The sequence below is a fragment of the Micromonospora sp. WMMC415 genome (assembly GCF_009707425.1).
Taxonomy (GTDB): domain Bacteria; phylum Actinomycetota; class Actinomycetes; order Mycobacteriales; family Micromonosporaceae; genus Micromonospora.
The window spans coordinates 4,805,732-4,816,901 of record NZ_CP046104.1; the positions used below are offsets into that span (position 1 = coordinate 4,805,732).

General features: G+C 73.5%; 14 protein-coding genes. 4 read left to right on the forward strand and 10 right to left on the reverse strand.

Going from position 1 to position 11,170, the window contains the following annotated elements; all coding sequences use genetic code 11:
* Window positions 1–192 precede the first annotated feature (192 nt).
* On the forward strand, window positions 193–681 hold the full coding sequence (locus GKC29_RS22700; protein ID WP_013285505.1) for a transcriptional regulator: 489 nt from the start codon (window positions 193–195) through the stop codon (window positions 679–681).
* 108 nt (window positions 682–789) lie between these two features.
* Here GKC29_RS22700 and nusB read toward each other — a convergent pair whose 3' ends face one another.
* From nusB to aroB, 4 genes are all read right to left on the reverse strand, one after another.
* Window positions 790–1,200, reverse strand: coding sequence for a transcription antitermination factor NusB (gene nusB, locus GKC29_RS22705; protein WP_196255944.1), 411 nt, complete (start codon window positions 1,198–1,200; stop codon window positions 790–792).
* 23 nt (window positions 1,201–1,223) lie between these two features.
* Entirely contained in the window at window positions 1,224–1,781 is a 558-nt protein-coding gene (efp, locus tag GKC29_RS22710) for an elongation factor P (RefSeq protein ID WP_091095583.1), read from the reverse strand.
* A 256-nt stretch (window positions 1,782–2,037) separates the two neighbouring features.
* Entirely contained in the window at window positions 2,038–2,469 is a 432-nt protein-coding gene (aroQ, locus tag GKC29_RS22715; protein ID WP_155332739.1) for a type II 3-dehydroquinate dehydratase, read from the reverse strand.
* A complete protein-coding gene (aroB, locus tag GKC29_RS22720) occupies window positions 2,466–3,542 on the reverse strand; it encodes a 3-dehydroquinate synthase (RefSeq protein WP_155332740.1) in 1,077 nt (358 codons plus the stop codon). Before aroB ends, aroQ begins: the two co-directional genes overlap by 4 nt.
* Window positions 3,543–3,683: 141 nt before the next feature.
* On the opposite strand from aroB, the gene GKC29_RS22725 reads away from it, so the two are divergent.
* Both GKC29_RS22725 and GKC29_RS22730 read left to right on the forward strand, forming a co-directional pair.
* Window positions 3,684–4,208, forward strand: a complete 525-nt coding sequence (locus GKC29_RS22725) for a DUF2243 domain-containing protein (protein ID WP_155332741.1) — start codon at window positions 3,684–3,686, stop codon at window positions 4,206–4,208.
* On the forward strand, window positions 4,205–4,981 hold the full coding sequence (locus tag GKC29_RS22730; RefSeq protein ID WP_155332742.1) for a cytochrome c oxidase assembly protein: 777 nt from the start codon (window positions 4,205–4,207) through the stop codon (window positions 4,979–4,981). Before GKC29_RS22725 ends, GKC29_RS22730 begins: the two co-directional genes overlap by 4 nt.
* Here the strand turns inward: GKC29_RS22730 and GKC29_RS22735 are convergent.
* On the reverse strand, window positions 4,971–5,474 hold the full coding sequence (locus GKC29_RS22735) for a shikimate kinase (protein ID WP_155332743.1): 504 nt from the start codon (window positions 5,472–5,474) through the stop codon (window positions 4,971–4,973). The genes GKC29_RS22730 and GKC29_RS22735 overlap by 11 nt on opposite strands.
* Window positions 5,474–6,652, reverse strand: coding sequence for a chorismate synthase (aroC, locus tag GKC29_RS22740; RefSeq protein WP_155332744.1), 1,179 nt, complete (start codon window positions 6,650–6,652; stop codon window positions 5,474–5,476). The genes GKC29_RS22735 and aroC overlap by 1 nt, the downstream gene beginning before the upstream one ends.
* Window positions 6,653–6,832: 180 nt before the next feature.
* Between aroC and GKC29_RS22745 the strand changes: the two genes are divergently transcribed.
* A complete protein-coding gene (locus tag GKC29_RS22745; RefSeq protein WP_155332745.1) occupies window positions 6,833–8,071 on the forward strand; it encodes a sodium:proton antiporter in 1,239 nt (412 codons plus the stop codon).
* A gap of 15 nt (window positions 8,072–8,086) precedes the next feature.
* Here GKC29_RS22745 and GKC29_RS22750 read toward each other — a convergent pair whose 3' ends face one another.
* The 4 genes from GKC29_RS22750 to GKC29_RS22765 form a co-directional block, all read right to left on the reverse strand.
* Entirely contained in the window at window positions 8,087–8,743 is a 657-nt protein-coding gene (locus GKC29_RS22750) for a methyltransferase domain-containing protein (protein WP_155332746.1), read from the reverse strand.
* 134 nt (window positions 8,744–8,877) lie between these two features.
* Window positions 8,878–9,798, reverse strand: coding sequence for a glycosyltransferase family 2 protein (locus tag GKC29_RS22755; protein WP_155332747.1), 921 nt, complete (start codon window positions 9,796–9,798; stop codon window positions 8,878–8,880).
* A complete protein-coding gene (locus GKC29_RS22760) occupies window positions 9,795–10,460 on the reverse strand; it encodes a glycosyltransferase (protein WP_155332748.1) in 666 nt (221 codons plus the stop codon). The genes GKC29_RS22755 and GKC29_RS22760 overlap by 4 nt, the downstream gene beginning before the upstream one ends.
* Before the next feature lie 55 nt (window positions 10,461–10,515).
* Complete coding sequence (locus tag GKC29_RS22765) at window positions 10,516–10,998, reverse strand: UDP-N-acetylglucosamine--LPS N-acetylglucosamine transferase (protein ID WP_155332749.1); 483 nt, start codon at window positions 10,996–10,998, stop codon at window positions 10,516–10,518.
* Window positions 10,999–11,170 lie beyond the last annotated feature (172 nt).

An 11,170-nucleotide genomic window follows, 5' to 3' on the forward strand; every position in this document is an offset into this window, starting at 1 on the left:
CACGTTACCAGTGGTCACCGCACCGACCGTCGCCACCCGCTGACCTCGGAGTCAGGGCGGCGAAATGGGGACAACTCCCCCAGCGCCCCCAACAGTAAGGTCACGACCACTTGACCGGCTGTCGCAATCCCCGTACCGTCACGCTCCGTAGCGATCGACGGGAGAACCCCGAGCAGCACTGGGAGTGTCCGAATGCCCTCTGAGTACGCCAAGTCGCTGGGCGCCCGCCTGCGCTCCATCCGCCAGCAGCAGGGCCTGTCCCTGCAGGGCGTGGAGGAGAAGTCGAACGGGCGGTGGAAGGCCGTGGTGGTCGGCTCCTACGAGCGCGGCGACCGGGCCGTCACCGTGTCCCGTCTCGCCGAGCTGGCCGACTTCTACCGCGTTCCCGTCTCCGAGCTGCTGCCCGACGGCAGCGGCGTCCGTCACGAGCCGACCAGCAAGATCGTCCTGGACCTCGAGCGACTCTACGACGAGGCCAGCGAGGACCTCGCGTACGTCGCCCGGTACGCCCGCGCGATCCAGCAGCAGCGTGGTGACTACAACGGCCGCGTCCTGTCGATCCGCGCCGACGACCTGCGCGCCCTGGCGATCGTCTACGACGCCTCGCCGTCCGGCCTGATCGAGCGGCTGACCGAGCACGGCGTGCTCGTCGCCGACCCGCGGGCGTTCTTCGCCTCCTGAGCGCTGACGACCGAAAGGGCCCGTGCCGTCCGGCACGGGCCCTTTCGTCGTTCCTGTCGCATCGCGCGCCGCCACCCCGCTCGCCGGCTGGCTGCGGGAATCGGCTGCTCAGCGGGGGGCGTACTCGGCGATGCGGCCGAGGATGCCGTTGAGGAAGCGCGGCGAGTCGTCGGTCGACATCTGCCGGGCCAGCTCCACCGCCTCGCTGATCGCCACCGCGTCGTCGACCTCGTCGACGTGGAGCAGCTCGTACACCGCGATCCGGGCGAGGTTGCGGTCCACCGCCGGCATCCGGTCGAGCGTCCAGCCCTCGGCGTAGCTGGCGATCAGCTCGTCGATCCGGTCGAGGTGGCCGGCGATCCCCTCGACCAGGCTGACCGTGTACCCCAGGTGCTCGGGACGCGGCTTCTCGATCCGCTCGACGTAGCCGGCGAGCACCTCGACCGGTGGGCGGTCCCGCAGATCGGCCTCGAAGAGCACGTCCAGCGCCCGCTTGCGCGCCTTGCGGCGCGCGGGCATCTGCTGCTTGGGACCCTCGGCCATCAGGCCCGGCCGAGGTAACGGCCGTCGCGGGTGTCGACCTTGATCTTCTCGCCGGTGGTGATGAAGAGCGGCACCTGCACGGTCGCACCGGTCTCGACGGTGGCCGGCTTGTTGCCGCCGGTCGAGCGGTCACCCTGGAGGCCGGGCTCGGTGTACGTGACCTCGAGCACGACGCTGGTCGGCAGCTCGATGTACAGCGGCACGCCCTCGTGGGTGGCGACGGTCGCCTCGGCCTCGGGCAGCAGGTAGTTGGCCGCCTCGCCGACCGTGCCGCCGGGCACGGTGATCTGGTCGAACGTCTCCAGGTCCATGAAGACGTAGTCCTCGCCGTCGGCGTACAGGTACTGCATGGTGCGCTTGTCGACGGTCGCGGTCTCGACCTTGGTGCCCGCGTTGAAGGTCTTGTCGACCACCTTGCCGGAGAGCACGTTCTTGAGCGTGGTGCGCACGAACGCACCACCCTTGCCGGGCTTGACGTGCTGGAACTCGACGACGGCCCACAGCTCACCGTCGAGGTTGAGTACCAGGCCGTTCTTCAGGTCGTTGGTGGTGGCCATTTCCTGCCTTGATCATCAATTGGCGGACAGACTGAGCAAGTCTACTAGCTGCGCCGCAGCAGCACCCGCCGCCGTCGGCGGGCGGTCACCTAGCGCAGTTGGCCAGGTGCTACTGCGCGCCCTTTGCTCTGCTTCACCCCGCGCACCGGTATCCGGCTGGAACCAGTGCGTCCGTTGAAGCAGAGCAAAGGGGGAAGAAGGAGGGTGGGGCGGGCGGAGCGTGACGTGACCTGACGTGTCCCGCCGACCTCGCCGGTCAGGCGGAGCGGGCGGCCAGATGATGCAGGGCCAGGCGGTAGCCGTCCACACCCAGGCCGCAGATCACCCCGGTCGCCACGGCGGAGACCACCGAGTGGTGCCGGAACGGCTCCCTGGCGTGGATGTTGGAGATGTGCACCTCGACCAGCGGGCCGCGCAGCATCGCGCAGGCGTCCCGGACCGCGATCGAGTAGTGCGACCACGCGGCCGGGTTGAGGAGCACCGCGGCGCCCTCGTCGGCCGCCTCGTGCAGCCAGCCGAGCAGCTCGTGCTCGGCGTCGGTCTGCCGCACCACCACGTCCAGCCCGAGGTCCCGGCCGGTCCGCTCGCACAGCTCCACCAGGTCGGCGTACGTGGTGGCGCCGTACACCTCCGGCTGCCGGGTGCCCAGGCGGCCCAGGTTGGGGCCGTTCAGCACGTACACCCTCACGCGGCGACCTCGCGGTAGGCGGCGGCCAGCAGCTCGTCGTCGGGGCCCTCCAGGATCGCCGGGCGGGCCAGCCCGTCCAGCACCACGAAGCGCAGCCGGTCACCGCGGGCCTTCTTGTCCACCCGCATGGTCTCCAGCAGCTGAGGCCACGCGTCGGCGGGGTAGCTGGTGGGCAGGCCGAGCGCGGCCACCGCCGTGCGGTGCCGCCGCGCGGTGGCGTCGTCGAGGCGACCGGCGAGCCGGGCCAGCGCCGCGGCGTACACCAGCCCGACGGCGACCGCGTGGCCGTGCCGCCAGCGGTAGCCCTCCACCTTCTCGATGGCGTGGGCCAGCGTGTGGCCGTAGTTGAGCACCTCACGGACACCGGACTCGCGCAGGTCGCCGGAGACCACGTCGGCCTTGACCCGGATCGCCCGTTCGATCAGCTCCCGCGCCACCGGCCCGGCCGGGTCGGTGGCCGCCGCCGGGTCCCGCTCGACCAGGTCGAGGATCGCCGGGTCGGCGATGAACCCGCACTTGACCACCTCGGCCATCCCGGCCGCCAGCTCGGCCGCCGGCAGGCCGTCCAGGGTCGCGAGGTCGGCCAGCACCCCGACCGGCGGGTGGAACGCGCCGACCAGGTTCTTGCCGGCGGCCGTGTTGACGCCGGTCTTGCCGCCGACGGCAGCGTCCACCATGCCGAGCAGGGAGGTCGCCACCGGCACCCACCGCACGCCGCGCAGCCAGCAGGCCGCCACGAAGCCGGCGAGGTCGGTGACCGCACCACCGCCGACGCCCACCACGGCGTCGGTCCGGGTGAAGCCCGCCTCGCCCAGCCGGTCCCAGCAGGCCGCCGCGACGTCGATGTCCTTGCCGGCCTCGGCGTCGGGCACCTCCACCGGCAGCGGGATCATGCCGGCGGCGCGGAGCCGGTCGTCGACCACCTTGGCCAGGTCCGTCAGCGGCGGGGCGTACAGCACCGCCACACGGGTCGCTCCGGGCAGCAGCGCCGGCAGGTCGCCGAGCAGGCCACGGCCCACCAGCACGTCGTACGGCCGCTCGCCGCCCACCGGGATCCGGGTCACGTCGTCCATCGCGCGCAGCCTAGTCGAGGCGGCGGTCCGGACGCGGCCGGTGTCCACTCCGTGACCAGGCCTCGGGACGGACGTTTGACCGGTGCCACCGGGGGGACGGGTTGCGGGAGGGACGACCACCGACCGCGGAGGTTGCGGCACATGGCCAGATCGACCATCGACGGGGCGGACATCCGGGTGCCGGCGACGATCCTCGGCGTGGGCCTGGGCGGATTCGTCGACGGCATCCTGCTGCACCAGATCCTCCAGTGGCACCACATGCTCAGCAGTACCGACACCGACAACGTGGGGATCCGGTCGTACCCGGTCGACACCGTGCCCGGCCTGCAGATGAACACCCTCTGGGACGGCTTCTTCCACGCGGTCACCTGGGTGGCGGTGCTCACCGGCCTGGCGCTGCTCTACGCGCGGGTCACCCGGTCCCGGGGCCGGCTGTGGCGCTCCCCGGCGTTGTGGGGCTGGGTACTGGTCGGCTGGGGCCTGTTCAACCTCGTCGAGGGGACCGTCGACCACCACCTGCTCGGCATCCACCACGTCCACGGCGGCCCGCACCAGCTCTGGTGGGACCTCGGCTTCCTCGCGCTCGGCGCGGCCCTGGTGGTCGCCGGCTGGACGATCCAGCGGCGAGCCGCCCCGGTCGACCTCTGCGACGGCGGGCGGCGGTGACCCTCACGCACGCCGGCCATCCGGCCGACGGCTTCCCGGCGGCCGCCCTCGTACCCCTGGTGCTGTTCTGGGGCTATCTGGCCGCGGCGCTTGGGCAGCGGGACCGGGCCGGGTGGAGCCACCGGCGGACGGTGAGTTTCGGGCTCGGCGCCGCGCTGCTCGTCGCCGGCCTCCTCTGGCCCGCCCGCGACCTGCCCGGGCACATGGTCCAGCACCTGCTGCTCGGCATGCTGGCGCCGCTCGCGCTGGTGCTCGGCGCTCCCGGCACGCTGGCGCTGCGCGCCGTCGGGCCGCGGACCGGGCGGGCGGCCGTCCGGCTGCTGCGGCACCCGGCGGCCGGGGCGCTCGCCCACCCGGTCACCGGCCTGCTGCTCACCGCGGGCGGGCTCTGGCTGCTCTACCTCACCCCGCTGTACCGGGCCAGCCTGGACAACGCCGGGCTGCACGCCCTGGTGCAGCTGCACTTCGTGCTGAGCGGCTACCTCTTCGCCTGGTCGATCGCCGGCCCGGACCCCGGGCCGCACCGGCCCCGCGTCCCGGTCCGCCTGGTCGTGCTGGGCGTCGGGGTGGCCGCGCACGCCGCCCTCGCGCAGGTCCTCTACGCCGGTGTCCTCGTCGACGTGCCGGCCACGGCGGCCGAGCTGCGGGCCGGCGCGACGATCATGTACTACGGCGGGGACCTGGCCGAGATCCTGCTCGCCCTCGCCCTGCTCGTCACCTGGCGGCCCGAGCGGGCGGCCAGCAGGCCGCAACCGGCTGCCGTCAGCCCTTGAGCAGCGCGGCGACCTCGGCCGCGATCTCCTCCGGGTCACGCCCGTCGGTGACCACGGTCGCGGTGGCGACCTCCTCGTACAGGGGCCGGCGCTGGTCCATCAGGTGCTTGAGGGTGGCGCGAGGGTTGATCGCGAGCAGCGGACGACCGGCGCCGAGGCCGACCCGCTTGACCGCGTCGGGCAGCTCCACGGAGAGGTGCACCACCGGGTGGCCCACCAGCGCCGCCCGGGTCTCCTCGGCGAGGACCGCGCCGCCGCCGAGGGCGAGCACGCCGGAGCAGGAGGCCAGCGCCGCCGCCACCGCCGCCCGTTCGAGCGTACGGAAGTGCGCCTCCCCCTCGTCCACGAAGATCTCCGGGATCGGCTTGCCGGCCATCGTCTCGATGTCCAGGTCGGTGTCGCGGAACTCCACCCCGAGGAGGGCGGCGAGCGCCTGCCCCACGGTGGACTTGCCGGAGCCCGGCGCGCCGACGAGGACGCAGACGGGCGCCATCAGCGGATCACCAGCGCGTCGAGGTAACCGGCGAGGTTGCGACGCATCTCGGTGACCGAGTCACCGCCGAACTTTTCCACCGCCGCCTCGGCGAGCACCAGCGCCACCATCGCCTCGGCGACGACCGCCGCGGCGGGCACGGCGCAGACGTCCGAGCGCTGGTTGATGGCGGTGGCCGGCTCGCCGGTGGTGACGTCCACGGTCGACAGGGCCCGGTTGAGCGACGAGATCGGCTTCATCGCGGCCTTGACCCGCAGCGGTTCACCGGTGGTGATGCCGCCTTCCAGGCCGCCGGCCCGGTCGGTGACCCGCCGGACACCGGTGGCGGTCGGGATGATCTCGTCGTGCGCCTCGGAGCCCCGGGAGCGCGCCTGCTGCCAGCCGTCGCCGATCTCGACGCCCTTGATCGCCTGGATGGACATCAGCGCCGTGGCGAGCCGGGCGTCGAGCTTGCGGTCCCACTGCACGTGGCTGCCCAGGCCGGGCGGCACCCCGTACGCCAGGACCTCGACCACGCCCCCGAGGGTGTCGGCGGCCTTCTTCGCGGCGTCGACCTCGGCGACCATCCGGGCGCTGGCCTCCGGGTCGAGGCAGCGCAACGGGTCCGCGTCGATCCGGGCGGCGTCGGCCGGGGCCGGCCGCAGGCCGGGCTTCGCGGCCACCGGCCCCAGCTCCACCACGTGCGAGACGATCTCGACGCCGAGCGCCTGCTTGACCAGCGCCTTGGCGACGGTGCCGACGGCGACCCGCGCGGCGGTCTCCCGGGCGCTGGCCCGCTCCAGGATCGGCCGGGCGTCGGTGTGCCCGTACTTCTGCATGCCGGCCAGGTCGGCGTGGCCCGGACGCGGGCGGGTGAGCGGGGCGTTGCGGGCCTGCCGGGCAAGCTCCTCCGGGTCGACCGGGTCGGCGGCCATGACGGTGCGCCACTTCGGCCACTCCGAGTTGCCCACCCGGATCGCGACCGGACTGCCCAGCGTGACGCCGTGCCGCAGGCCGCCGATGATCTCGACCTCGTCCCGCTCGAAGGACATCCGGGCGCCCCGGCCGTAGCCGAGCCGGCGCCGGGCCAGCTCACCGGCGATGTCCCCGGTGGTCACCTCGACACCGGCCGGTACGCCCTCCAGGAGCGCGACGAGGGCGGGACCGTGCGATTCACCTGCAGTCAACCAGCGCAACACAGCGGCCAGTCTGTCACGCCGGGTGGCCGCCCCGGGGCGGTGGCCGGCCCGTCCCGCCCTGCGGACGCGGCGGCCGCCGGTGACCCGGACGACGCCGGTGGCAGGAAACCCGTACGATCATGGCGGCGTGCCGGGAAGTCTGGTCGGCGGAGACTTCGTCGACCCCATCGGGAGGCACCGGTGCTGCTCTTCGCGTTCGCGGCCGTGCTGCTGCTGGCCGTCCTGCTGTCCAGCCTCGCGCACCGCAGCATCCTCTCCACGGCGGTGCTCTTCCTGGTCGCCGGCTTCGTCCTCGGCCCGGACACCACCGGCGTGCTGGAGATCACCGCCGACAGCGAGATCGTCGCCACGCTCGCCGAGCTGGCGCTGTTCACCGTGCTGTTCACCGACGGCATGCGGGTCGGCTTCGCCGACCTGCGGGCGGCGTGGCGGCTGCCCGGGCGGGCGCTCGGCTGGGGCCTGCCACTGACCCTGCTGATCACCGCGCTGCTGGCGCACTACGTGGCCGGGCTGGACTGGCCGGAGGCGCTGCTGATCGGCGCGGTGCTGGCCCCGACCGACCCGGTCTTCGCCGCCGCGCTGGTCGGCAACGAGCGGGTGCCCGGGCGGCTGCGGCACCTGCTCAACGTGGAGTCGGGCATCAACGACGGCCTCGCGCTGCCCTTCGTCATCCTCTTCCTGGCGATCGCCGCCGGCTCGGCCGACCTGCACCTCGACGAGCTGGGCACCGAGCTGCTGCTCGGCGTGGTGATCGGGGTGGCGGTCCCGTGGTTGGCGCTGCGGCTGGAGAAGCTGCGCTTCTTCTCCGCCTCCACCCAGTACGAGCCGCTCAACGGCGTGGCGATCGGCCTCCTGGTGCTGGCCCTGGGCCACGTCACCCACGCCAACCTGTTCCTGGCGGCGTTCGCCGCCGGCATCACGGTGGCGACCTTCGGCGAGCGGCAGCGGGAGAGCTTCGAGCACTTCGGCGAGCTGATCGCCGAGGTGTTCAAGCTCGCCGCCCTGCTGGTCTTCGGTGCGCTGATCTCGGTGGAGTTCCTCGGCGAGATCCACTGGACCGGCTGGGTCTTCGCGGTGCTCGCCATCGCGGTGGCCCGCCCGGTCGCACTGGCGGTGTCGTTCCTCGGCTCGCATCTGACCCGCACCGAACAGTTCGCCGCCATGTGGTTCGGCCCGAAGGGCTTCGCGTCGGTCGTGTACGGCCTGCTCGTCCTCCAGGCCGGCATCGCCGCCGCCGACGAGGTGTTCCACCTCGTGGCGCTGACCGTGGTCCTGTCGATCCTGGCGCACTCCTCCACCGACCTCGCGATCGCCCGGATCTTCGACCCCGCGACGACTCCGCACTGGTACGAGCGGCTGCGGGCGGCCTCCGCGGAACGCCGGAACGGTCGCGGGGCCGGGAACGGGCCGCCGTCCTGACGACGGCGACCGCGGTCAGGCCGTACGGATCGCGATCAGCGACTTGGTGAGGCCCAGCAGGCGCTCGTTGCGGATGGTGGCGTCCGGGAACAGATACCGCATCTCGGCCCGGCCGACCAGTTCCGTGGTGAGGACCTGCCGCATCGCCGCCTCGTAGGACTTGCCCGGGGTGTACGCCAGCGGCCACTTCCGGGCGACGACCACCCGGGCCGGCACCGGCAGGAACTGCATGCCGGGCGCGACCCAGTGGGGCTCGATCGGGAAGTACCGGTACGGGGTCTGCACCCAGTACGCCGGCGCCAGCCCGCGGATCGCCCCGGCCATCCGCCGCCGGCGTTCGTGCCCGCCCACGTGCTCCAGCACGCTGTTGCTGAAGACCAGGTCGTACCGGCGGGCCAGGATGTGCGCCGGCAGGTCGCACGCGTCGGCGTGGGTCGCCTCGGCCCAGTCCGGCAACTCCGGCGGCAGGGGTTCCAGATTGACGACGTGCACCCGGGCCGGACGGACGGGCACCCGCTCCCAGCTGCCCACCCGGCCGCCCAGGTCCAGCACCGACATGTCGGCGAGGTCGGGGAACGCGTCGGCCAGCCAGGCGGCGCGGCGGGCCCGGCGCTTCGCGCCGAGCGACGTCGGCGCATCGACGAGACGGAACCTCAGCGAGTGGAGTGCCATGACGCTGAGTATTCCATCGATCACGGTGGGTGCGTCAGTCGGAGAATCGACACCGCCCATCGGGACCGGGTGGACGCCGGCCCAGCCGGGGGCGCGGGTGAGCCGCGGGGCGGGCACCGCCCGCACCGACGGCCTCAGATGCCCCGGCCCCGCTTGTGCAGGGTGCGCAGGACGGCGTCCGCGCGGACCACCCGCCCGGCCACCGCGAGCGCCAGGTACGCCCGCGGCTCCCGCGGGTTGCGCCGGATGGTCCGCCGCGCCCAGCGCAGCGCGCCCTGCCGGTCACCGGACGCGGCCCGGGCGAAGGCGATCTGCCCGGTGACCCGCGCCTCGCCCGCCGGCTGGGTGCCGAACTCCGGGTAGCGCTCCAGCAGCCACTGCAACGCCTCGGAGATGGTGTCCCAGCGCTGCGCGAAGTACGAGCGCTTGTGCCAGCGCACCAGCACGTACGGGGTGCGCAGGTTGACCAGCGGCGCGCTGCGGGCGGCCCGCAGCAGGAACTCGTAGTCCTCGGCGTAGCTGCCCGGGATCTCCTCGTCGACCAGCCCGAACCCGTCCCGCAACGCGGCGGCGCGGATCACGAACGTCGACGGGTGCAGCTCGGTCATCCGGTCGCGCAGCAGGTCGGCGAGGGTGACCCGGTCGCGCGGCAGGGACCGGTCGACGGTGTGCCCGTCGTAGCTCACCCGGATGCCGCAGGAGACGAACTCGGCGCCCGGCACGGCGGCGAGCGCGTCGACCTGGGCGCGCAGCTTGCCGGGCAGCCACTCGTCGTCGTCGTCGCAGAAGGCGATCAGTTCGCCCGTGGCGGCGAGGGTGCCCGTGTTGCGGGCGCCGGCCAGGCCGGGGGTTCGCTCGTTGCGGACCACCCGCACCGGCCGGCCGGGCCGGGACAGCTCGGCCAGCGTCGGGTCCGGCTCGGAGCGGTCGTACACGACGACCACCTCGACGTCGCCCGGGTAGTCCTGGTCGAGGATGGCGCGGACCGCGGACCGCAACAGCTCCGGGCGGTCCCGGGTGGGCACCACCGCGCTGACGCTGGGGTGTCCGGTCATCGTCGCGCTCCGTTCCGGTGCGGCCGTGTCCACGGCCGCCACCACGTCCGCCGGCCACTGGACGCGGCCACCAACGTCTCCACGATCTCCCCGACCCGCGCCACCGCGGTCTCCTGCGCCTGGGCCGAGTCGGGGTCGGCGCGGACGGCGAACCGGCCCGGGTCGGCGACTCCGGCGGCGAGCGCCTCCACCAGCGCCTCGCGGGTCTCGCACAGGACAACCATGCCGGCCGCGCCGAGCCGGCGCGCGAAGAGCAGCTGGTGGTCGTCGACGTGCTCGCCGCGGGCCGGGTCCCGGGGGACCACGATCGGCAGGCGCCCGTGCCGGCGGGCCTCCAGGATGGTGGCCGGGCCGCCGTGGCAGACCACGAGGTCGGCCCCGGACATCGCCGCCTGGAGTTCCTCGTGCCCGAGGAAGGGCACCGCGCCGGGGACGCCGGGGGCGCGGGTGTGTCCGTGCTGGACGGTGAACGCCACCCGGTCGGTGACCTCCGGCGCCCAGCTCTCCAGCCATCCGACCAGCCGGTCGAACGGGTGCTTGTCGGTGCCGACGGCGACCAGGACGGTGGTCAGGGTCGCGCCGGCGCGGTCCCGCTGGCGGGGGACACGGGTCGCGGCCTCCGGCCGCACCGGCGGCGCGGCCGCCTCGCAGTCGCCGCTCATCGGGCCCGCCTCTCGTTCGCGACTGCGGGGCTCCGCTCCGCTGCACTCCTCGCGCTCACAGGAGCGTCCCCACGACGGTCGCCTCCGGGTACTGCCGGCGCTGCTCCTCCCACTGCACCAGCATCGCGGACAGGAACGGCCGGCAGAGGCGGGCGGTCAGGGTCGGGGTGTCGATCCGGTCGTACACCTCGATGTAGACGGTCGGGATCCGCCGCAGCCACGCGAGCACCACGAACGGCACCGCGACGCCGGCGCCGGTGGTCACCACGGCGGCGACCCTGCGCCGGCGCAGCACCCGCGCCGCGAGCACCGCGTTGCGGAGCAGGTTGCGCACGTTGCGGGTGGTCGGGTGGTGGGCGGGGACCACGTCCTCGCCGGTGAGCAGCGAGACCGCCTCCGGTGTGTCGAAGGTGACCCAGACGCGGTGCCAGCGCTCGTACCAGGAGCGCAGGGCGAGCAGTTGGGCGAGGTGCCCGCCACTCGACCCGACCAGCAGCAGGACGGGAGGATCGCCGCGATCCTCGATGTTCCTCTCCACGCGACTCCCCACGTTCGCTTGGACTTCCGATCGACGCCACGCGAGAGCAGATCACGTTTCCCGCGCGGGTTGTATAGGGCGACCGGATGATCAGTCGACCGCCGCCGGCCACGGGCTCTGCCCGTCACGGCATCCGGCGACATCAACGATCGTCACTAGCTGCACCCCTACC